The sequence below is a fragment of the Rhodococcoides kyotonense genome (genome assembly GCF_001645385.1).
GTDB classification, from domain to species: Bacteria; Actinomycetota; Actinomycetes; order Mycobacteriales; family Mycobacteriaceae; genus Rhodococcoides; species Rhodococcoides kyotonensis_B.
This window is the reverse complement of the sequence record NZ_LVHI01000007.1, coordinates 62,419-84,351: the sequence shown is the minus strand read 5'-3', so window position 1 is coordinate 84,351 and position 21,933 is coordinate 62,419. Positions and strand designations below refer to the sequence as shown.

Sequence of the window (21,933 nt, the reverse complement as noted above, 5' to 3'; positions counted from 1 at the left end):
GAGAAACAGTGAACGAACCTATGAAGGGATGCGCCGTGTACGAGGGCGATATCGAGTCAGTTCTCATCTCCGAGGAGCAGATCAGGACGCGCACCGCCGAACTGGCGGAGGAGATAGCGAAGCGATATCCAGAAGGCAGCCCCGAAGGGGATCTGCTGCTCGTCGGTGTCCTCAAGGGCGCCATCATGTTCATGACCGATTTCGCGCGTGCCCTGCCGATCCCCACGCAGCTCGAATTCATGGCTGTCAGTTCGTACGGCTCGTCGACGTCGTCGTCCGGCGTCGTGCGCATTCTCAAGGACCTCGATCGCGACATCAACGGCCGTAACGTCCTGATCGTCGAGGACATCATCGATTCCGGTCTGACGCTGTCGTGGCTCAAGCGAAACCTGGCGACGCGCAACCCTGCGTCGCTGTCGGTGGTCACGCTGCTGCGCAAGCCCGACGCGATCAAGGTCGACGTCGAGGTCGCCAACGTCGGCTTCGACATTCCGAACGAGTTCGTCGTCGGTTACGGCCTCGACTACAACGAGCGCTACCGCGACCTGCCGTACATCGGCACCCTCGACCCGAAGGTCTACGGAGGCTGAGCGTTCAGCTGTCCATCGACACCGCGCGTCGCAGCGCACGCAGGTCGCTCTCGAGGAGTCGGAAGATCGAGTACGACACGACGAACGCGGCGATACCGCCGACGCACATGACACGCACGACGCCGATGATGTCCGGAATGTCCTCTGCGGGAACGAAAGTGAGTCCTGCGACGGCGACGAGAGGTATCGACGCGGCCACCGCGAGATAGACGACGCTCCGACGGTCAAGTGCGTGGAGTCGTCGGACGTCCTCGCTGTCGGCGTGCCCGTACGGCAGCAGCGACGGGTACAGACATCGAATCGTGAACAGCGACACCAGAAAGAACGGGTACGCGGTCGCCATCGCGCCGCACACGCCGAGCGACGCGAAGAAGTGCACGTAGGCCTTCGTCGGCACCGCGCCTGCGGCGATCTGCAACGACACCGGATAGGCCACGGCGGCAACGATCCACAGACCGAGGCACACCGCGACGACGCGGTCCGCGACGAGCAGGGTGTCGGCCCTGGTCCGTGCAAGCCGCTCCTCCGACACGGCCCGTCCCGCGCGCAACACATGCGGCACCGAGATGATGCGACGTCCGCAGTACACGATCATCACGAGGCCGAGCGGCCAGGCGATGCCGTTGATGACCGTGCTGACCGCTTCGAATCTGTCCTGCGCCACCTCGGACAGATCGCTGATGATGAGCGCCTTGTTGTGCTGATAGTTGTAGACCGCGGCGATCACATTGGGGATGCCGATGGCCGCCGTCATCACCGGAACGGTGAACGGGCGAACGCGAAACCGCGCACTCGACGGGGGAGGGTCGACGAGACCGCGAGCGTGCGCGTCGAGACACAAGTCGAACTGCTGCGCCAGTTCTCGTCCCGTCGGCCATCGGTCGTCCCGGTTCGCGGCCAGACACCTCAGCAGGACGCGTCGCAGCGTCGTCGGACAGTGCGGCGGTAGCGAGGACAACGCGTCGTCGGCGACGCCCGCCAACCGCATCCCGAGCAGGCCGTCGATCGTGGTTCGGTCTCCCGCCGTCGACCCGACGTCCGTGTCGTCGAACGGCTTCACGCCGGTGAGCAATTCCCACAGCACGACGCCGAGCGAGTAGAGGTCGCTACGAGTGTCGAGATCCTCTGCGCGACCGGGCAAGCCGGGATGGCACGCTTCCAACTGTTCGGGCGACATGTAGGACAGCGAGCCGCCGAAGTACGCAACCGGACTGTCGCCCTTGACGTTGTCGCTGAAGCTGATGTTGAAGTCCGCGAGCTTGGGGACGCCTTCCGCGGTCAGCAGTACGTTGGCCGGTTTGATGTCGCGGTGCAGGACGCCGCGATCGCCCGCGTAGTTCAGTGCCTCGGCGAGCCGCCTGCCGATCCAGGCCACTGTTTCCGGCCAGGTGAGCGTCGAAAGGTAGTGGCGCACAGTCGAATCGGTGGGACGCAGCCCGCCTTTCATCTCGATGGCGGCGTCGATGGCGTCGAGCAACGTCTGTCCCGAACGCTCGGAGGGCGGGATCTTCCTCGTTCGGTGCAGCACGTCGAGCAGCGTCCCGCCCGGCAGGTACTGCATGTAGAGGAGCCGCAGCTTCTTCTCCGGCAGTATCCGTTGATCGAAGACGCGCACGATGTAGTCGTGATCGAGCTGCGCTAGTGTCTGCGGCTCGCTACCGCGATCCTCGGAGATCTTGACGGCGACGACGCGTTGCATCGATCGCTGGCGTGCGAGAAACACCCGCGCGAACGCGCCGCGTCCCAGCCCCATCAGAAGATCGAAGTCGTCCAGCCGGTCCCCGTCGTCGAGATCTTCCAGCTCGTCCCTGGTCCGTGGGTGGGTCCACGACAGATCGGCGGTGAACGACCCGGCCGCAGCGGTGGCGGTGGCGGCAGCGGCCTGCGTCGCGTCCGGAACCGCCCGGGCGTCGTGGGTATCGGTCGGTTCGCCCGACGTCGTGTTCAGCAGCTCGGTCAACTCGGACGCCTGATGGGGATACGCGGCGACGTACTCGCGCGGTGACACCGCGTCACCGCCCTGGCGCCTGATGCAGAACTCCTCGTAGATCAGCCCGGGCGGCAGAGACGAGCGATCGAGGTCGAACTCGGTGCAGTACTCCGGCAGGCGCTTGGGCAGACGAGCGCGCAGCCAGCGTTCCTGCAGGTCTATCGAGATCAGTTGCATCAGCCAGCCGCGTCGGGCCGCGTCGGAATCGGGGAGGAACGACGCCAGGTCGGGAGGAGTCGCCCGGTCGGAGGCCAGTGCCACCGTCCAGGCGGCGCGGAACGGGCCACCCACGTCGACCGGGGAATCGAACAGCGGTGTCTGCAACGTCCGGGATTCGTCCGATGCGGCCGGGACGCTCTCCTGATTCACGGTGACTCGGTCCGAGCCTGGCTGCACGGTCACTACCATAGACCTGCTCACGGTCTATCGTGCCGTTTGAACGAGACGCCGTCGGGGGTCGGGGAACCTCAGGGGTAGGGGGAACGTTGTACAACGCAGAAGCGCGCTGCGTCGTCGGGCGGTTCGAGACGTATCGGCCCAGCACTGGGCACCTGATGCACCTCGGGCCCGTGTCGGAAGTACGCGGTAGCCTTGAGCATCCGGTAGCGGCCGGACGCCGCTCATCGGAGCAGACTGGAAAGGACGAGGCCGTCTCGGCTGAAGCTGTATGAATCGGAAGACAGTTATACGCAACTTGGCCATCGTTTTCGGCATCCTGCTGGTGATCTACGCCTTCAGCTACTTCGGAAACGACACGCGTGGCTGGAAGACCGTCGACACGTCGGTGGCGATAGCGCAGCTCGATTCGGGCAACGTCGACACCGCGCAGATCGACGACCGTGAGCAGCAGATCCGTCTCGATCTGAAGAACGGAAACGACGCTACCGAGGGCGAGACACAGATCCTCGCGAAGTACCCGGAATCGGCGTCGCAGACCATCTTCGACAAGGTCAACCAGGACGGTCTGCAGAGCTTCAACACCGTCGTCTCGCAGGACAGCTGGTTCTCGTCGCTGCTGCTCTTCCTCCTCCCGATGATCGTCCTGCTCGGACTCTTCGTCTTCGTGATGAGCCGTATGCAGGGCGGTGGACGCGGTGGCGTCATGGGCTTCGGCAAATCGAAGGCCAAGCAGCTCAGCAAGGACATGCCCAAGACGACGTTCCAGGACGTCGCGGGTGCCGACGAGGCCGTCGAAGAGCTGTACGAGATCAAGGACTTCCTGCAGAATCCCGCCCGCTACCAGTCGCTCGGCGCCAAGATTCCCCGCGGAGTCCTGCTGTACGGACCTCCCGGAACCGGTAAGACGCTGCTCGCCCGCGCAGTCGCAGGTGAGGCAGGCGTTCCGTTCTTCACCATTTCCGGCTCGGACTTCGTCGAGATGTTCGTCGGTGTCGGTGCGTCTCGCGTTCGCGACCTGTTCGAGCAGGCCAAGCAGAACAGCCCGTGCATCATCTTCGTCGACGAGATCGACGCCGTCGGACGCCAGCGTGGTGCAGGCATGGGCGGTGGCCACGACGAGCGGGAGCAGACGCTCAACCAGTTGCTCGTCGAGATGGACGGCTTCGGTGAGCGCACCGGCGTCATCCTGATCGCCGCCACCAACCGTCCCGACATCCTCGACCCCGCGCTGCTGCGTCCCGGCCGCTTCGACCGTCAGATTCCGGTCGGTGCCCCCGACCTCGCCGGCCGTCGCGCGATCCTCGCGGTGCATGCCGCGGGCAAGCCTGTTGCGCAGGACGCCGACCTCGAGGGGCTCGCCAAGCGCACCGTCGGAATGTCCGGCGCGGACCTGGCCAACGTCATCAACGAGGCAGCTCTGCTCACCGCTCGCGAGAACGGCACGGTCATCACCGAGGCGTCGCTCGAGGAGTCGGTCGACCGCGTCGTCGGCGGCCCGCGTCGCAAGAGCCGCATCATCAGCGAGCACGAGAAGAAGATCACCGCGTACCACGAGGGCGGTCACACGCTCGCCGCGTGGGCGATGCCGGACATCGAGCCCGTCTACAAGGTGACCATCCTTGCCCGTGGCCGCACCGGCGGACATGCGATGACGGTCCCCGAGGACGACAAGGGCCTGATGACCAGGTCCGAGATGATCGCTCGCCTCGTCATGGCGATGGGCGGCCGCGCCGCCGAGGAACTGGTGTTCCACGAGCCGACGACGGGTGCGTCGTCGGATATCGACCAGGCCACCAAGATCGCGCGCGCGATGGTCACCGAGTACGGCATGAGCAGCAAGCTCGGCGCCGTCCGCTACGGCCAGGAGCAGGGCGATCCGTTCCTCGGCCGCTCGATGGGCGTGCAGTCCGACTTCTCGCACGAGGTCGCCCGCGAGATCGACGAGGAAGTGCGCAAGCTCATCGAGGCTGCACACACCGAGGCGTGGGCAATCCTCAACGAGTACCGCGACGTGCTCGACACGTTGGCTACCGAACTCCTCGAACGCGAAACCCTGACGCGCAAGGACCTGGAGAAGATCTTCACCAGTGTCACCAAGCGTCCGCGGATCACCACCTTCAACGACTTCGGTGAGCGGATCCCTTCGGACAAGCCGCCGGTGAAGACGCCGCGGGAGCTGGCCCTCGAACGTGGCGAGCCGTGGCCGCCGCAGCCGATCGCACCGAAAGTCGTTCCGCCGCAACCGTTCCCGCAACCGCAGTACGCCGGTTCGCCGCAGCTGAGCAAGGGGCAGGACGCCCAGGCGGGCGGACGCAACGGCGGTTACACGAACGGTGGGTACACCAACGGTGCGCCGGTCAACGGGTCGCACGGGACGCATCCCCAGGGCGTGAGCCCGTACAACGGTGGGCCTGCCCACAGCCAGGGCAACGGCGGCGGCAACAACGGCGGCGGCAACAACGGCGGCGGTTACCGGGCTCCCGAACCGCGGCCGCAGGGTTCGCGGCCCGACTACGGTGCTCCCGCAGGGTGGTCGGCACCGGGCTGGCCTCCGCGCGAGCCGACCGGGCCGAATTCGGGGCCGACCGAGCCTGCGTATCAGTCGCCGCACTACCGTCCGCCGCAGTACCAGCCCCCGGAGTATCGGGCACCCGAGTACCAGGCTCCCGAGTATCAGGCTCCCGATTACCAAGCGCCTGAGTATCAGGCGCCCGAATACCGGACACCCGGTCATCAGGGGCCGGGTCATCAGGGGTCCGACAACCGCGGCCACAACGGTGACACGAGCCAGGGTGAGGGCCACGACAGCCCGCCGACCCAGCACTGGGATCCGCTCGGCGGTCTCCCGTCGAACCCGGAACCTCGCCCGGACGGCAACGAGCCCGGCCGTGACGAGGACGGTGGCCCACGCACTCAGCGCTGGGAAGGGCCGAACGGGCAGCACTAGCTCGTTCTGCGCTTATGCCCGGACGCTAGGCTGACGAAGAATCCTCGGGGCATCCGAACCCCGCCAACGGAGGTGCGATCTTGGTGTCAGTCAGGCATGCCGGCGACGACGGCGCGGCCGCGATCAACGGCGTCGGCGAGCTCGTCGCGGTCGAGACGGGGCAGACGTTCGATCAGCCCCGGGCGGAGGCGGCGGTGCGCGAGCTGCTGATCGCTGTCGGCGAGGATCCGGATCGTCCCGGACTCGTCGACACCCCGGCACGCGTCGCGCGGGCGTACAAGGAGATCTTCGGTGGGCTCTACACCGATCCCGACTCCGTGCTGAACACCACGTTCGACGAGGGCCACCAGGAATTGGTGCTGGTGCGCGACATTCCGATGTTCTCGACGTGCGAGCACCACCTGGTGTCCTTCCACGGCGTCGCCCACGTCGGATACATCCCGGGCAAGGCAGGCAAGGTCACCGGCCTGTCCAAGCTGGCACGCGTCGTCGACCTGTATGCCAAGCGCCCGCAGGTGCAGGAGCGCCTGACCAGCCAGATCGCCGACGCGGTCATGCGCAAGCTCGATCCGCGCGGCGCCATCGTCGTCATCGAGGCCGAGCATCTGTGCATGGCGATGCGCGGCATCCGCAAACCCGGTGCCAGCACGACGACGTCGGCCGTGCGCGGTCTGTTGCAATCCAGTGCCGCGTCCAGGGCCGAGGCGTTGGATCTCATTCTTCGCAAATGAGCGTGCCCGCCGCACCCGTCGTGATGGGTGTTCTCAACGTCACCGCCGACTCGTTCTCCGACGGTGGCCGGTATCTCGACCTCGACGCGGCTGTCGCGCACGGTCTCGAACTGCGCGACTGCGGCGTCGGCATCGTCGATGTCGGCGGCGAATCGACTCGTCCCGGCGCTGCACGCGTCGCACCCGAGGTGGAGGCGGACCGCGTCGCTCCGGTCATCGCTGCTCTGGCCCAGCACGGAGTCACGACCAGCGTGGACACGATGCGGGCGTCGGTCGCCGCGGCCGCGATCGAGGCAGGAGTGTCGATCGTCAACGACGTCTCGGGTGGACGCGCGGACCCGGACATGGCCAACGTCGTCGCCGACGCAGGCGTGCCGTGGATTCTGATGCACTGGCGACCGGCGACGGCCTACGTGCACGCCGGGGGCGTCGAGCACTACGACGACATCGTCGCCGACGTCCGACGCGAATTGCTCGAACAGGTCGATCTCGCGCTCGCAGCAGGCGTCGACGCGTCGAACATCATCCTCGATCCCGGCCTCGGGTTCGCGAAGAACGCGCGTCACAACTGGCAGTTGCTGCATGCGCTGCCGACGTTCGTCGAGCTGGGGATGCCGGTGCTCATCGGTGCGTCGCGCAAGCGCTTTCTCGGATCGTTGCTCGCCGCCGACGACGGCACACCGCGCCCCCCGGCAGGCCGCGAAGTCGCCACGGCCGTCGTGTCGGCCCTCGCTGTCGCGGGCGGCGCGTGGGGCGTCCGGGTGCACGACGCCATCTCCTCGCTCGACGCGGTAGCGGTCGTAGCAGCATGGCAGTCAGGAGGCGCATGAGCGACCGGATCGAGTTGCGTGGACTCGTCGTCCGCGGACACCACGGGGTCTTCGATTTCGAGAAGCGTGACGGCCAGGATTTCGTCGTCGACATCATCGTGTGGATAGACCTGCGTCCGGCTGCGGCCACGGACGATCTGACGCGGACGATGCACTACGGCGAACTGGCCGAGGCCGCCGCGAAGATCGTGGCAGGCCCACCCCGGGATCTCATCGAGACGGTTGCCGCCGAGATCGCCGACGGCGTCATGGCCGATGAGCGAGTCGACGCGGTCGAGGTCACCCTGCACAAACCGTCGGCGCCGATTCCGCTGACGTTCGGCGACGTCGCGGTCGTCGCCTACCGGAGCAGGTCGTGACGCGTGCCGTGCTGTCGATCGGCAGCAACGTCGGAGATTCGCTCGCGCATCTTCGATCGGTCGTCGACGCGCTCGGTGATCGGCTCGTGTCCGCGTCGGCCGTCTACTCGTCGGAGCCGTGGGGAGGCGTCGAGCAGCAGGATTTTCTCAACGCGATTCTGATCGTCGACGATGCCGCTCGCGGGCCGTGGGAGTGGCTCGACTTCGCCCGTGCATGCGAAACGGCTGCCGATCGTGTCCGCGTGCAGCGATGGGGGCCACGCAGCCTGGACGTCGACATCGTCGTGTGCGACCACGTGAGCAGCGACGATCCCGAACTGCTTCTGCCGCACCCTCGTGCGCACGAGCGGGCGTTCGTTCTCGTCCCGTGGCTCGACGTCGACCCGGCTGCGACGCTCGAGGTCGACGGCACGGCTCGCCCTGTCACCGAGTGGCTCGCTGCCCTCGGCGCTGACGAGCGAGCGGGCGTGCGTCGAACCGACATGACGCTCGACACACCGGAGTCCGCGTGAAACCGACTCGTGTCTGGGATCTGATCGGTCTTGCCGTCATCGCGGCCGTCGCCACGTGGTTGCTGGTGCGCACGTTCTACGGATCGTTGCCGCCCATCCCGGTCTACGCAGGCGCGTCGCTCTATCCCGTCGCGTTGGTCGAGACGATCCTCGCGTTCGTGATCCGATCCAGAGTCGACCGGCGTCAGATCGGCGCGGGCCCGCGTCAGATTCACCCGATCACCGCAGCGCGAGCCTTGGCTCTGGCCAAGGCTTCCGCACTGGTCGGCGCTGCTGCGACCGGCGTATGGATCGGATTCCTGCTGCACGTGATGCCGATGGTGTCGACCGTGCGTGCGGCCGCCTCCGACCGAGCGGGTGCAATCGTCGGACTCGTCGCGGGTGCAGCGCTCGTCGGCGCTGCGCTGTGGCTCGAACACTGCTGCCGCACGCCGGACGACTCGCCCGACGAGCCCACGCCGTGAGCCTCGCTCGTACCGTGTGAACACGACGGTCTTGTGAATCGAATCAGATCGACGTTTCAGCTTGTCTCGTGTAGTCCGATTTCCCGGCTACCCTGGTTGCCATGACCGAACCGACTCGCGCGAAAGCGACCCGCCGTCCGCGGCGCAGTGCGAGCCAGCTGTTCATCGCCGCCCTGGTGGTGTTCGGCATCGCAGCCAGTGCGCTGCTGCTGTTCAGCGAGAACATTCAATGGCTGCGCGTCGGCCTGGTCTCGGCGCTGTGGGCCGCGATCGTCGGCGCCTTCGCGATGACCAAGTATCGACGCGACGCAGTGGCCGATCAGGCCAAGGCCAAGGATCTGCAGACGGTGTACGAACTGCAGCTCGCACGCGAGATCTCCGCCCGACGTGAGTACGAGCTGGGCGTCGAGGCCCGGGTGCGCAGCGAGGTGCAGCTCGAAACCACCGAGGTCGCAGCCCTGCGCGCGGAACTCGCGCATCTCCGCGAGAACCTGCAGCTGTTGTTCGACGGAAACCTGCCCACCGAACGTGTGGCGCTGCGCGCCGAGGCGACACGGATGCAGGAACTCGGCGGTCGCAGCTACGAGAACTACCAGGCTGCGGCGTCGGGCCTTTACGTCCCGGGCGGCGGTTCGCAGCCGCAGGCCAGCACGTCGGACGCCGAGAGTGCGCCTGTCGCCGGGCTGGGAAACCCGCTCGACGAGCCCGTCACGGCCGAGACGTCCGTGCTGTACCCCGACGTCCCCATCGGCAGCGAAGACCCCGGATCGACGGGCTATTCCACGGCCGCCCCTACGCGTCGACGGTCCGAGCGTGCGACGGATGTCCGTATCCCCGGCAGCGGACGTCGTGTTCCGATGCCACCGCGCGCACCCATCGCGCCCCTCGTCAACGAGCCGGTCGGCTCGCCCGCGGGCCCACCCTCTCTCCCGGAACCCGAGCCCGAGCTCGATCGCAAGCCGGAACCCGAGCGCGAGCCGGAGCCGCAGCCCGAACCACAGCCACAGCCCGAACCCGCGTACGCCGGCGGTGAGGCGGCAGCGGAGGCGTCGCCGGACCCTGCGCCGGCGCCTGCTCCCGAGCCTGCGCCGACGTACGACGACGGGCTGCCCCCGGTCTCACCGCGTCGGCGTCGTCGCGCGGAGCCGGAGGTCGACGCCGACGGAGCTCATTCGAACGGCCGGTCCGTCGCCGAGATCATGGCGGGCCTGCAATCGGGCGGGTCCGAGCCTCAGGCGCGTCGGCACCGTCGTCGCGCGGACTGATACGCAGCCCGTGAAATAGATCACGGGCTCGGCCCGTGGTCGGGCGGTGCACGATGCCGCTATCCTTCCTGAAGGACGTCTGGTACCCGCCGAGCGGGACTGGAACGAACGAAGGGATCTTTGGTGACCTCATCGGAGTTCACCGCCGACATCGCACCTGCACGCCTCACCGTGGGAATCGTTTCCGCGGGCCGCGTGGGCACTGCGGTCGGCGAGGCGCTCGAGCGCGTCGGCCACGTCGTCGTGGCGTGTTCCGCGGTATCCGCGGATTCGGTGCAGCGGGCGACGACCCGACTGCCCGACACCGAGATTCTGCCGGTCGACGAGGTCGCGCGTCGCGCAGAGCTTCTCGTTCTCGCTGTTCCCGACACGGAGCTCGGATCCATCGCCTCCGGCTTGGCGTCGACGGGCGCAGTGGCCCCGGGAAAACTCGTCGTACACACGTCGGGTGCCAACGGCATCTCGGTGCTCGCGCCGCTGACGGCACTCGGCGCGATTCCGCTGGCGATCCACCCCGCGATGACGTTCACGGGTGAGGCCGAGGACACGGACCGTCTGTCGACCGCGTGTTTCGGTATCACCGCCGCCGACGAGATCGGTTACGCGGTGGCGCAAGCGCTCGTCCTCGAGCTCGGCGGCGAGCCGGTTCACGTCGCCGAAGAGAATCGGGTGCTCTATCACGCAGCTCTCGCGCATGGGTCCAACCACCTCGTCACGGTCATCGCCGACGCGATCGACGCACTCGGCGTCGCACTCGACGGCCCTGGATTCCCTGGTATCGACACGGACCCGAACACTCCGGTCCGAGTCCTCGCACCTCTCGTCACTGCCGCTCTCGAGAATGCGTTGCGACGCGGTCGCTCGGCGTTGACCGGGCCTGTCGCCCGCGGCGACCTCGTAGCCGTCGAAGCGCACCTGGCGACGCTGGCGAAAATCGATCCAGGCATCGCGGCCGAGTACCGAGCCCTCGCACTGCGTGCGGCAACGAAGATCGGCTCGAACCCCGAGCTCGTCGAATTTCTGGAAGGTGAACGATGACCCTGGCAGGCAGCTACAAGGCGGGGGAGCTGACAGTCCACCACGATCCGGCCGTCGTCACCTCGGTGTCGAAAGCCCTTCGCGCCGTGGGCAAGACCGTCGCGCTGGTGCCGACGATGGGTGCGCTGCACGCCGGGCACATCCATCTCGTGCGTCAGGCGCGGCGTACCGGTGCGGTCGTCATCGTGTCGATCTTCGTCAATCCGCTGCAGTTCGGTGCAGGCGAGGACCTCGACGCGTATCCGCGTACGCTCGATGCCGACGTCGAACTTCTGCGTGAGGAAGGCGTCGAGCTCGTGTTCGCGCCGTCGGCGTCCGACATGTACCCGGCAGGCCCGCGCACGACGATCCATCCGGGTCCGCTCGGGAGCGAACTCGAAGGAGTGTCGCGTCCCACTCACTTCGCCGGAATGCTGACGGTCGTCGCGAAGTTGCTGCAGATAGCGACGCCGCATGCGGCGTACTTCGGTGAGAAGGACTATCAGCAGCTGACTCTGATCCGGCAGATGGTGCGGGACTTGAACTTCGACGTCAAGATCTTCGGCGTTCCGACGGTTCGCGAGCAGGACGGGCTCGCGCTGTCGTCGCGTAACCGATACCTCGATCCCGTCCAACGTGAGGCGGCGATGGTGCTGTCCGCGGCTCTCGTCGCCGGTGCTCACGCGGCAGCAGGTGGCGCCGAGGCGATTCTGGCGACCGCACGGAGCGTGCTCGACAGCACGCCCGAGGTCAAAGTGGACTATCTGGAACTTCGGGGTGTGGATCTCGGTCCCGCGCCCGAACGCGGCGACGGCCGGCTGCTCGTCGCAGCCAAGGTCGGCACGACGCGGCTGATCGACAACGTCGGGGTCGCCGTCGGCACCGGCTTCCTCGAGAACTGAAGGGAACGACCATGTTTCGCACGATGATGAAATCGAAGATCCACCGCGCCACCGTGACGCACGCGGACCTGCACTATGTGGGTTCGGTGACGGTCGACAAGGACCTGATGGAGGCCGCCGACCTGCTCGAGGGCGAGCAGGTGACGATCGTCGACATCGACAACGGCGCACGCCTCGAAACGTACGTCATCACCGGTGAGCGCGGCAGTGGCGTCATCGGAATCAACGGTGCCGCAGCGCATCTCGTCAACCCCGGTGACCTCGTCATTCTGATCGCCTACGGTGTGATGAACGAGCAGGAGGTAGCGAACTACGCCCCGCGCGTGGTGTTCGTCGACGAGAAGAACGCGCCCGTCGTGCTCGGTGCTGACCCGGCGCACGCGCCGGAGGGTTCGGGCCTGATCGACCCGCGCTCGTTGCGCGCCGATTCCGTCGCGGTGTAGCCGTGCTTCTCGCGATCGACGTGCGCAACACTTCGACCACGCTCGGACTTTTCACCGGCAGTGGAGATCACTCGAAGTTGTTGCGCGACTGGCGGATGCGTACCGACCCCCGCGTCACCGCGGACGAGCTGGCTCTGATGCTGCGTGGGCTTCTCGGCGACGACGTCGATCGGATCACCGGTGTATCGGCGCTGTCGACGGTCCCGTCGGTGCTGCGCGAGATGCGCACGATGCTGGCCCGGTACTGGAAGCACGTGCCGCACGTCGTGGTCGAGCCCGGCGTACGCACGGGGGTTCCTCTGCTCGTCGACAATCCGAAAGAGGTGGGTGCGGACCGGATCGTGAACACCCTCGCGGCATACGATCTGTACGGAAGTGCGTGCATCGTCGTCGATTTCGGTACGACGACGTGTGTCGACGTCGTGTCGGCCAAGGGAGAGTTCCTCGGTGGCGCGATCGCACCCGGGCTCGAAATATCAACGGCCGCAATGTCGTCGAGGTCCGCGGCGCTTCGTGAGGTCGAGTTGATTCGTCCACGCTCGGTCGTCGGCAAGAACACGGTCGAGTGCATGCAGTCCGGGGCCGTGTTCGGCTTCGCGGGTCTCGTGGACGGACTCGTCGGACGCGTCAGGCGCGAGCTGCCCGAGTTCGCAGGCAAGGACGTCGCGGTCATCGGCACCGGCGACAGTGCGCCGCTGATCATGGACGAGAGCACGTCGATCAAGCATCACGAGCCCGATCTGACGCTCGAAGGTCTGCGTCTGGTGTACGAGCGAAATCTGGCGAAAAGGCGGGCGCGCTAGCGCGTTCGCGCTGCGTGTGTCAGAATCGTCGGCGTGATGATGTGCATGGGACCCCAGGAGTGTTGTCGAGGCTGACCGCTGCCTCGTTCATTTTCACACCCTGGAGTAGTTTCCGTGCTTTCCACACCTGTCTTTTCTGTATCTGCGCCCGTGTCTCCCCAGCTGACGCTGCCGACACGCTTGCGCCCCCATGACCTGCTGCGCATCACCGATCAGGGTGCTGCCGACGTTCTGGAGGGCCGCTTCGACCACCTGCTGCCCGCAGGCGGAGTCTGGCCCACCGACGAACGTTGGTCGACGCGTCTGCACGCCGACGACGACCTCGACGTCTGGCTGATCAGCTGGGTCGCCGACCGGTCCACCGAGCTTCACGACCATGCCGGATCGCTCGGAGCGCTCACCGTTCTCAGCGGCTCGCTCGTCGAATACCGTTGGGCGGGAGACGCGTTGAAGCGTCGACGTCTCGACGCGGGAGATCAGGCGTCGTTCCCACTCGGATGGGTTCACGACGTCATGCGTGCACCCGCGTCGATCAGTGGGCAGGAGCGGAGCCTGCGGAGTGACCCGACAACTCCTCATCCGACGCTGAGCGTGCATGCCTATTCACCGCCTCTGACGGCCATGTCCTACTACGAGGTGACGGACAAGTCCGCACTCCGAAGAACCCGCACCGAGCTCACCGACGAACCCGAAGGACCTTCGAAATGACCATCGTCGAAATGCTGGAGCAGGCCCGCACCAAGATCGACCGCATGACCGTCTTCGAGCTGCGCGACGCCGTCGCACGTGGCGCGATCGTCGTCGACATCCGCCCTCAGGCGCAGCGCGCCGTGGAAGGAACGCTTCCGGGAGCGCTCGCGATCGAACGCAACGTTCTGGAATGGCGTCTCGATCCGACCAGCGACGCGCGACTCGCCGCCGCGACCGACCACGACGTCGAATGGGTCGTGATCTGCTCCGAGGGATACACCTCGTCGCTCGCGGCCGCGTCGCTGCAGGAACTGGGACTGACCAAGGCCACCGACCTCGTCGGCGGGTATCAAGCGCTCAAGGCGGCCGGGCTGCTCGGCATCCTGACACAGGCCAGGCACTGTGTCCGCGAGGCCGAGGCCGTCGCGTCGCACTGATCGGTTCCCGAGCCCTTCCCGCAAATGCATATGCATTTGCGAGGTACGTAGGGCTCGCGGATAAAGTGTGTGTCCGTGACTGAAGCAGCTTCCCACATAGTCGACGACACGCCGGAACAGCTACGGATTCGTCGTGAAAAGCGGGACCGGCTGCTCGAGCAGGGCCGCGAGGCCTACCCGGTCTCGGTGGCGCGCACCCACTCGCTGCGCGAGATTCGCGACGCGTACCCCAGCCTCGACGCGGACACCACGACGGGTCAGCTCGTCGGCGTCGTCGGACGCGTCATCTTCGTGCGCAACACCGGCAAGCTGTGCTTCGCGACGCTGCAGGAAGGCGACGGCACCCAGCTGCAGGCGATGATCAGCCTCGCGGGCGTCGGCGAGGATGCGCTCGCAGCATGGAAGGCCGACGTCGACCTCGGTGACTTCGTGTTCGTGCACGGCGAGGTCATCTCCAGCCGACGCGGCGAGCTCAGCGTCATGGCCGACGAATGGCAGATGGCGTCGAAGGCGCTGCGTCCGTTGCCCGTCGCGCACAAGGAACTGAACGAGGAGACGCGCATCCGTCAGCGCTACCTCGACCTGATCACCCGTCCCGAGGCCCGTGAAGTCGCACGCAAGCGCATCGCCGTCGTACGCGAGCTGCGTAACGCGCTCGAACGTCGCGGCTTCCTCGAGGTCGAGACCCCGATGCTGCAGACGCTGCACGGCGGCGCCGCGGCGCGTCCGTTCGTCACGCACTCCAACGCACTCGACACGGATCTGTACCTGCGTATCGCTCCCGAACTCTTCCTGAAGCGCTGTGTCGTCGGCGGCATCGAGAAGGTCTTCGAGATCAACCGCAACTTCCGCAACGAGGGTGCCGACTCGTCGCACTCGCCGGAATTCGCAATGCTCGAGACGTACGAGGCATACGGCACGTACGACGACTCGGCCCGCATGACGCGCGAACTGATCCAGGAAGTCGCGCAGGCGGCGTTGGGCACGCAGGTCGTCGTGCTTCCCGACGGCTCCACGTACGACCTGAGCGGCGAGTGGACGACGCTCGAGATGTACCCGTCGCTGTCGAAGGCCATCGGCGTCACCGTCACCCCGGAGACCACCGTCGACGAGCTTCTTGCACTGGCCGAGAAGGTCGGGCTCGAGGTGCCGCGCAAGGACGGCAAGCCGATCTACGGACACGGCAAGCTCGTCGAGGAACTGTGGGAGCACCAGGTGGGCGACGACCTGTCCGCGCCGACGTTCGTGCGGGACTTCCCCGTCGAAACGTCGCCGCTGACGCGTCAGCACCGCAGCATCGCGGGCGTCACCGAGAAGTGGGATCTCTACGTTCGCGGATTCGAGTTGGCCACCGGCTACTCCGAACTTGTCGACCCTGTCATCCAGCGCGAGCGGTTCGAGGATCAAGCGCGTCAGGCTGCGGCCGGCGACGACGAGGCAATGGTTCTCGACGAGGACTTTTTGGCCGCGATGGAACAGGGTATGCCGCCGACGACCGGCACCGGCATGGGAATCGATCGCCTTCTCATGGCGCTGACGGGATTGGGTATTCGGGAGACGATCCTGTTCCCGATCGTCAAGCCGTCGAAGTAGCCGGTTCGGTTGTTCGCCAGCAGCGGACAGCGAACCGGAAACGAAACTGCCCGTGCACGCGTTATGAACGGTAAGCAGGCATGAAGGGCCTCGGTAGGACCTTTCGGAACCGGGGCTTTACGGGACCGAGGGTCGGCAAGCGCACCACCGGCCAACTACAGTGAAGTTGGGCGCGCAGACGTATTCGAGCGTAGGCGCGACACCTTCGATGCCGAGCGACCCCGAGTTACCGAAAACGTGGTGCTGGAAAGACCTGGTGGGTGATTGCTACCACCCACCGAGAAGTGAGGGAGAGCGATGTTCGAGAGGTTCACCGATCGCGCGCGGCGTGTTGTCGTCCTGGCTCAAGAAGAAGCCCGGATGCTCAACCACAACTACATCGGCACGGAGCACATCCTGCTCGGTCTCATCCACGAGGGTGAGGGCGTGGCGGCCAAGTCTCTGGAGTCGCTGGGTATCTCCCTTGAAGGAGTCCGCAGCCAGGTCGAGGAGATCATCGGGCAGGGCCAGCAGGCTCCGTCCGGTCATATTCCCTTCACCCCGCGCGCCAAGAAAGTTCTGGAGCTCAGCCTGCGCGAAGCGCTGCAGCTCGGCCACAACTACATCGGCACCGAGCACATCCTGCTGGGTCTGATTCGCGAAGGCGAAGGCGTCGCGGCTCAGGTTCTGGTCAAGCTCGGAGCCGACCTGAACCGTGTTCGCCAGCAGGTCATCCAGCTGCTGTCGGGGTACCAGGGCAAGGAGCCGTCGGAGTCCGGCGGCAGCCGTGGCGAGGCGGGCACCCCGTCGACGTCGCTGGTTCTCGACCAGTTCGGACGTAACCTGACCCAGGCTGCCCTGGAAGGCAAACTCGACCCCGTCATCGGTCGCGCGAAGGAAATCGAGCGCGTCATGCAGGTCCTGAGCCGCCGTACCAAGAACAACCCTGTTCTCATCGGCGAGCCCGGCGTCGGTAAGACCGCCGTCGTCGAAGGCCTCGCGCAGGCCATCGTCAACGGCGAGGTTCCCGAGACGCTGAAGGACAAGCAGCTCTACACCCTCGACCTCGGGTCGCTGGTTGCAGGCAGCCGCTACCGCGGTGACTTCGAAGAGCGCCTGAAGAAGGTCCTCAAGGAGATCAACACTCGCGGCGACATCATCCTGTTCATCGACGAGCTGCACACTCTCGTGGGTGCAGGTGCGGCCGAGGGTGCCATCGACGCGGCGTCGATCCTCAAGCCGAAGCTCGCTCGTGGTGAGCTGCAGACCATCGGTGCCACGACCCTCGACGAGTACCGCAAGTACATCGAGAAGGACGCGGCTCTCGAGCGTCGTTTCCAGCCCGTCCAGGTCGGTGAGCCAACCGTCGAGCACACCATCGAGATCCTCAAGGGTCTGCGCGATCGCTACGAGGCTCACCACCGCGTCTCGATCACCGACGGTGCTCTCGTCGCGGCCGCGACGCTGGCCGATCGCTACATCAACGACCGGTTCCTGCCGGACAAGGCCATCGACCTAATCGACGAGGCGGGCGCGCGCATGCGCATCCGCCGGATGACCGCGCCGCCGGACCTGCGCGAGTTCGACGACAAGATCGCCGACGCTCGTCGCGAGAAGGAATCCGCGATCGACGCACAGGATTTCGAGAAGGCTGCGAACCTGCGCGACAAGGAGAAGCAGCTGGTTCACCAGCGCACCGAGCGTGAGAAGCAGTGGCGCTCCGGTGACCTGGACGTCATCGCCGAGGTCGACGACGAGCAGATCGCCGAGGTCCTCGGAAACTGGACCGGCATCCCCGTCTTCAAGCTCACCGAGGAGGAGACCACGCGTCTGCTCCGCATGGAGGAGGAGCTGCACAAGCGGATCATCGGCCAGGAAGACGCCGTCAAGGCCGTCTCGAAGGCGATCCGTCGTACGCGTGCAGGCCTGAAGGATCCGAAGCGCCCGTCGGGCTCGTTCATCTTCGCCGGCCCGTCCGGTGTCGGTAAGACCGAGCTGTCGAAGGCTCTCGCGAACTTCCTGTTCGGCGAGGACGACGCACTCATCCAGATCGACATGGGCGAGTTCCACGACCGCTTCACCGCGTCGCGGCTCTTCGGTGCTCCTCCCGGATACGTCGGTTACGAAGAGGGCGGCCAGCTCACCGAGAAGGTCCGTCGCAAGCCGTTCTCCGTCGTCCTGTTCGACGAGATCGAGAAGGCACACCAGGAGATCTACAACACGCTCCTGCAGGTGCTGGAAGACGGACGCCTCACCGACGGTCAGGGTCGTACGGTCGACTTCAAGAACACCGTGCTGATCTTCACGTCGAACCTCGGTACGTCGGACATCTCGAAGGCCGTCGGCCTCGGCTTCTCCTCGGGTGAGGGCCAGGGCTCGAACTACGAGCGCATGAAGCTCAAGGTCAACGACGAGCTGAAGAAGCACTTCCGCCCCGAGTTCCTCAACCGTATCGACGACATCGTCGTGTTCCACCAGCTCACGCAGGACGAGATCATCCAGATGGTCGACCTCATGCTGAACCGCGTGGAGGGTGCGCTGCGGAACAAGGACATGTCCATCGAGGTCACCGAGAAGGCGAAGTCCCTGCTCGCGAAGCGCGGATTCGACCCCGTCCTGGGTGCGCGGCCGCTGCGTCGCACGATCCAGCGCGAGATCGAGGACCAGCTGTCGGAGAAGATTCTCTTCGGCGAGATCGAGGCAGGCCAGATCGTTCTGGTCGACGTCGAGAACTGGGACGGCGAAGGCCAGGGCGAGGACGCCAAGTTCACGTTCCGCGGTGAGAAGAAGCCGATCAGCGTTCCGGACGAGCTGCCCGTCGACCTGGCCAAGGCCGCGGGAGACAGCGACAGCGAGTAGTCAGGTAGTTCCAACGAAGCGGGCCACGCCATCTGTTCGGCGTGGCCCGCTTCGTTGTCTCGCTGTCCTACGGCATCGATGTCACGCGGCAGCCGATAGACGGCTGCGAGGGTCCATCGATGCGGAACGACCGCGAGCGAGCACATAGTTCGCACGACAAAGGTGAGGCACGAACGCCCATACTGAGCTTTACTGTCGCGTGTGACCTCTGTCGAGAAGGGCTCGGTACCGGGCCGAGCCGGGCTGGTGTTGTTCGTTCTGATCCTCGTCGCCGCAGTGGCGAACCTGAATCTGGCCGTCGCCAACGTCGCTCTGCCCGAGATCGGTCGAGATTTCGACGCGAGTCAGACCCAGCTGAACCTCGTCGCCGTCGCGTACTCGCTCGGTCTTGCCGCGTCGGTGTTGTACCTCGGTGCGATCGGAGATCGGTACGGACGCAAGCTACTGCTCGTGCTGGGAATGACGCTGTCGATTCCGGCATGTGTGGTCGCGGGATTCGCGCCGAACGTCGAGGTGCTGTTCGGTGCCCGATTGCTCGGTGGTCTGTCCGCGGGGCTCGCGTACCCGACGACGTTGGCCCTGATCACGGCGTTGTGGTCGGGACCGGCACGGACCAAGGCGATCGCGTTGTGGTCGGCGCTCGGCGGCGCCCTGTCCGCGCTGGGACCGCTGATGTCGGGCGCGCTGCTCGAGAAGTTCCACTGGGGTTCGGTGTTCCTGGTGACGCTGCCACTCGCGTTGCTGGCCTTGATCCTCGCGGTGGTGCTCGTGCCCGCGCACGTCAACGAGACGACCGACGCGGTGGACCATCTCGGCGGCATGGTGTCGGTGGTGTTCATCGCGGCCTTGGTTCTCGGTATCAACTTCGCGCCGGTGCAAGGCATGGGGACGTTGTCCATCGGTCTCGGCGTCATCGCGCTCGCGGCGGGTGTCGCGTTCGTCGTCCGGCAGCGACGGGTCGAATCTCCGTTGTACGACCTGGGCGTCGCCCGACGTCGCACGTTCTGGGTGGCGGCGTTGGCGGGCATCATCGTGTTCGGATCGTTGATGGGTGTCATCTTCGTCGGACAGCAGTTTCTGCAGAACGTGCTCGGATACTCGACTCTCGCTGCTGGCGCGTCGACGCTTCCCGCCGCGCTGGCGATGGTCGTCGTCGCACCGCAGTCGGCCAAGCTCGTCGAGTCCCACGGGTCGAGGTTCACGCTGCTGCTCGGATACGTGTTCATCGTCGCCGGACTCGTCGTCGCATGGGCGACCTGGAAGGAGAACATCGCCTACTGGGTCGTCGCGATCAGCTACATCATGCTCGGCGTCGGCGTCGGGTTCGCCGGCACACCGGCGTCGCGGTCGCTGACGGGCTCGGTTCCGGTGCATCGTGCCGGAATGGCCTCCGGCACTGCAGATCTCCAACGCGACCTGGGTGGTGCCATCATGCAATCCACCCTCGGAGCGTTGCTGACGGCAGGTTACGCGGCGTCGGTGTCCTCGCAGATCGCGAGCTCTCCGAACGCGAGCGCGGTCAGCGAGCAGACCCAGGCGGTCCTGACGAAATCGTTCTCCTCGGCCGCCGACCTCTCCGAGAGTTACCCGCAGTATGCCGATCAGATCATCTCAGCCGCGAGGCAAGCGTTCCTCGACGGTGACCAGAACGCTTACGCCGCAGCCATTCTCGTGGTTCTGGTGGGTGCGGTTCTGGTGTTCTTCGCATTCCCCAAACGCGACGCCGAAAGAGTCCTTCTCGCGCACTATCATTCGCACGACGCGCAGCGAGCGGAGTCCGCGGAGAGGCCCGGTTAGCGAACAGCCGATCCGGGCAACCTGCACACCAGGGCCGCTGGACGGGCGGTCCGCGACGAGAGGAATCGGAACGCAATGCCCACACGTACTTCGCGCACCGCATGGAACGGAACCCTCGAAGCAGGATCGGGTCAGGTCGAGTTGACGAGTTCGGGCGCAGCGACGTTCGACGTGTCCTTCCCCAAGCGTGCCGCCGAGAATGCCGACGGCACGACGAGCCCGGAGGAGTTGATCGCCGCCGCACACTCGTCCTGCTACGCAATGCAGCTGTCGGCGCTGATCGCCGAAGCGGGCGGCACACCCCAGAGTCTCGAGGTCAAGGCCGACGTCTCGCTCGGCCCGGACAATCCCGGATTCAAGCTCACGGGTATCAAGCTGACGGTCCGCGGTGAAGTCGATGGCCTCGACGAAGAAGGTTTCGCGAAGGCTGCGCAGTCGGCCAAGGAGACGTGCCCGGTCAGCAAAGCACTCACGGGCGTCGAGATCACTCTGGACGCCGCGCTCGAATCCTGACCCGGGAACAGCCGACGCACCCCGGCGGTTGCATTCGCCGTGACTTCAACTGATATCGATGTCCTGCAGGTGGAGGTCTGGTCCGACATCGCATGTCCCTGGTGCTTCATCGGGAAGACGCGGTTCGCGGCGGCACTAGAGCAATTCGACCGCCGCGACCGCGTCGACGTGATCTGGCGTTCTTATCAACTGTCGCCCGAGGCGCCCGTCGGCGCGCGAGAACGCGAATTGGACGCACTCGTGCGCATGAAAGGCATGGCTCCCGAACAGGTAGCAGGCATGTTCGAGCACGTCGCGAGCATCGCGAAGGCGGACGGACTGACGATCGACTTCGACACCGTCGTCGCCGCGAACACGTTCGACGCCCATCGCCTCGTCCACATCGCACGCAAACAAGGTCTCGCCGACGAAATCCTGTCCGCGCTGTTCGAGGCTCATTTCTCCGATGGCCGCGTCGTCGACGATCGGGACGTTCTGGTCGAACTGGCAGAACGTGCGGGCGTAACCGGTGCTGCCGACGCTTTGGCGGGTGACGCCGGGTTGGACGAGGTACGTGCCGATCTTGCGACCGCAAGAGAACTGCAGGTCACAGGGGTTCCGTTCTTCGTGGCCGGACGTCGAATCGCAGTCTCGGGTGCGCAGCCGGTGCCGGTGCTTCTGCAGCTGTTGGAGCAGGGGTTCGACGCGATGCGCGAGTAGCGTCCGCCGATACCGCCTGGTCTCCAGTAGCCGCGCGTTACATCCTTCCCCTAGTCTGTAATTCTTGAAACCCGAACCAATCCGGTGCGGTTTCGGGTACGAATACCGATGGAA

20 protein-coding genes are annotated in these 21,933 nt (G+C 66.0%); 19 read left to right on the top strand and 1 reads right to left on the bottom strand.

Translation table 11 applies throughout. The annotated features are described in order from the left end of the window. The first annotated feature begins 35 nt into the window (after window positions 1-35). Complete coding sequence (gene hpt / locus A3K89_RS05825; RefSeq protein ID WP_068423317.1) at window positions 36-590, top strand: hypoxanthine phosphoribosyltransferase; 555 nt, start codon at window positions 36-38, stop codon at window positions 588-590. 4 nt (window positions 591-594) lie between these two features. Here hpt and A3K89_RS05820 read toward each other — a convergent pair whose 3' ends face one another. Further along, window positions 595-2,757: a serine/threonine-protein kinase gene (locus A3K89_RS05820; protein ID WP_371828789.1), complete on the bottom strand. Its 2,163-nt coding sequence runs from the start codon at window positions 2,755-2,757 to the stop codon at window positions 595-597. A gap of 490 nt (window positions 2,758-3,247) precedes the next feature. Here A3K89_RS05820 and ftsH point away from each other — a divergent pair, with 490 nt between their 5' ends. From ftsH to A3K89_RS05730, 18 genes are all read left to right on the top strand, one after another. Continuing rightward, window positions 3,248-5,926, top strand: a complete 2,679-nt coding sequence (gene ftsH / locus A3K89_RS05815; RefSeq protein ID WP_068423214.1) for an ATP-dependent zinc metalloprotease FtsH — start codon at window positions 3,248-3,250, stop codon at window positions 5,924-5,926. Window positions 5,927-6,009: 83 nt separating this feature from the next. Further along, entirely contained in the window at window positions 6,010-6,657 is a 648-nt protein-coding gene (folE, locus tag A3K89_RS05810) for a GTP cyclohydrolase I FolE (protein ID WP_068423211.1), read from the top strand. Beyond that, a complete protein-coding gene (gene folP / locus A3K89_RS05805) occupies window positions 6,654-7,487 on the top strand; it encodes a dihydropteroate synthase (RefSeq protein ID WP_068423208.1) in 834 nt (277 codons plus the stop codon). Before folE ends, folP begins: the two co-directional genes overlap by 4 nt. Then, on the top strand, window positions 7,484-7,846 hold the full coding sequence (folB, locus tag A3K89_RS05800; protein ID WP_068423205.1) for a dihydroneopterin aldolase: 363 nt from the start codon (window positions 7,484-7,486) through the stop codon (window positions 7,844-7,846). The genes folP and folB overlap by 4 nt, the downstream gene beginning before the upstream one ends. Then, window positions 7,843-8,358 (top strand): 2-amino-4-hydroxy-6-hydroxymethyldihydropteridine diphosphokinase, encoded by a 516-nt coding sequence (gene folK / locus A3K89_RS05795; protein ID WP_068423202.1) that lies wholly within the window; start codon window positions 7,843-7,845, stop codon window positions 8,356-8,358. The genes folB and folK overlap by 4 nt, the downstream gene beginning before the upstream one ends. Continuing rightward, window positions 8,355-8,822 (top strand): DUF3180 domain-containing protein, encoded by a 468-nt coding sequence (locus A3K89_RS05790; protein WP_068423200.1) that lies wholly within the window; start codon window positions 8,355-8,357, stop codon window positions 8,820-8,822. The genes folK and A3K89_RS05790 overlap by 4 nt, the downstream gene beginning before the upstream one ends. Window positions 8,823-8,923: 101 nt before the next feature. Next, a complete protein-coding gene (locus A3K89_RS05785; protein WP_068423197.1) occupies window positions 8,924-10,087 on the top strand; it encodes a DUF6779 domain-containing protein in 1,164 nt (387 codons plus the stop codon). 123 nt (window positions 10,088-10,210) lie between these two features. Next, window positions 10,211-11,125 (top strand): Rossmann-like and DUF2520 domain-containing protein, encoded by a 915-nt coding sequence (locus tag A3K89_RS05780; protein ID WP_068423194.1) that lies wholly within the window; start codon window positions 10,211-10,213, stop codon window positions 11,123-11,125. Then, window positions 11,122-12,006, top strand: a complete 885-nt coding sequence (panC, locus tag A3K89_RS05775) for a pantoate--beta-alanine ligase (RefSeq protein WP_068423191.1) — start codon at window positions 11,122-11,124, stop codon at window positions 12,004-12,006. The genes A3K89_RS05780 and panC overlap by 4 nt, the downstream gene beginning before the upstream one ends. Before the next feature lie 11 nt (window positions 12,007-12,017). Next, window positions 12,018-12,449, top strand: a complete 432-nt coding sequence (panD, locus tag A3K89_RS05770; protein WP_068423188.1) for an aspartate 1-decarboxylase — start codon at window positions 12,018-12,020, stop codon at window positions 12,447-12,449. 2 nt (window positions 12,450-12,451) lie between these two features. Beyond that, window positions 12,452-13,252, top strand: coding sequence for a type III pantothenate kinase (locus tag A3K89_RS05765; protein WP_068423185.1), 801 nt, complete (start codon window positions 12,452-12,454; stop codon window positions 13,250-13,252). Window positions 13,253-13,366: 114 nt separating this feature from the next. Further along, entirely contained in the window at window positions 13,367-13,960 is a 594-nt protein-coding gene (locus tag A3K89_RS05760; RefSeq protein ID WP_254303446.1) for a cysteine dioxygenase, read from the top strand. After that, complete coding sequence (locus A3K89_RS05755; RefSeq protein ID WP_068423179.1) at window positions 13,957-14,379, top strand: rhodanese-like domain-containing protein; 423 nt, start codon at window positions 13,957-13,959, stop codon at window positions 14,377-14,379. The genes A3K89_RS05760 and A3K89_RS05755 overlap by 4 nt, the downstream gene beginning before the upstream one ends. Before the next feature lie 75 nt (window positions 14,380-14,454). Continuing rightward, a complete protein-coding gene (gene lysS, locus A3K89_RS05750) occupies window positions 14,455-15,972 on the top strand; it encodes a lysine--tRNA ligase (RefSeq protein ID WP_068423313.1) in 1,518 nt (505 codons plus the stop codon). Between the two features lie 297 nt (window positions 15,973-16,269). Continuing rightward, window positions 16,270-18,810, top strand: coding sequence for an ATP-dependent Clp protease ATP-binding subunit (locus A3K89_RS05745; RefSeq protein WP_068423176.1), 2,541 nt, complete (start codon window positions 16,270-16,272; stop codon window positions 18,808-18,810). Between the two features lie 201 nt (window positions 18,811-19,011). Continuing rightward, window positions 19,012-20,607 (top strand): MFS transporter, encoded by a 1,596-nt coding sequence (locus A3K89_RS05740; RefSeq protein ID WP_068423173.1) that lies wholly within the window; start codon window positions 19,012-19,014, stop codon window positions 20,605-20,607. A gap of 75 nt (window positions 20,608-20,682) precedes the next feature. After that, on the top strand, window positions 20,683-21,120 hold the full coding sequence (locus A3K89_RS05735) for an OsmC family protein (protein WP_068423170.1): 438 nt from the start codon (window positions 20,683-20,685) through the stop codon (window positions 21,118-21,120). 39 nt (window positions 21,121-21,159) lie between these two features. Continuing rightward, entirely contained in the window at window positions 21,160-21,819 is a 660-nt protein-coding gene (locus tag A3K89_RS05730) for a DsbA family oxidoreductase (RefSeq protein ID WP_068423166.1), read from the top strand. Window positions 21,820-21,933: the final 114 nt, after the last annotated feature.

Bases quoted from the DNA above. Each gene is read 5' to 3' on its own strand.
- A3K89_RS05735 (WP_068423170.1), top strand. From the start codon at position 20,683: ATGCCCACACGTACTTCGCGCACCGCATGGAACGGAACCCTCGAAGCA.
- A3K89_RS05820 (WP_371828789.1), bottom strand. From the start codon at position 2,757: ATGCAACTGATCTCGATAGACCTGCAGGAACGCTGGCTGCGCGCTCGT.
- A3K89_RS05785 (WP_068423197.1), top strand. From the start codon at position 8,924: ATGACCGAACCGACTCGCGCGAAAGCGACCCGCCGTCCGCGGCGCAGT.
- A3K89_RS05755 (WP_068423179.1), top strand. From the start codon at position 13,957: ATGACCATCGTCGAAATGCTGGAGCAGGCCCGCACCAAGATCGACCGC.
- A3K89_RS05745 (WP_068423176.1), top strand. From the start codon at position 16,270: ATGTTCGAGAGGTTCACCGATCGCGCGCGGCGTGTTGTCGTCCTGGCT.
- panC (WP_068423191.1), top strand. From the start codon at position 11,122: ATGACCCTGGCAGGCAGCTACAAGGCGGGGGAGCTGACAGTCCACCAC.
- folP (WP_068423208.1), top strand. From the start codon at position 6,654: ATGAGCGTGCCCGCCGCACCCGTCGTGATGGGTGTTCTCAACGTCACC.
- ftsH (WP_068423214.1), top strand. From the start codon at position 3,248: ATGAATCGGAAGACAGTTATACGCAACTTGGCCATCGTTTTCGGCATC.
- panD (WP_068423188.1), top strand. From the start codon at position 12,018: ATGTTTCGCACGATGATGAAATCGAAGATCCACCGCGCCACCGTGACG.
- folB (WP_068423205.1), top strand. From the start codon at position 7,484: ATGAGCGACCGGATCGAGTTGCGTGGACTCGTCGTCCGCGGACACCAC.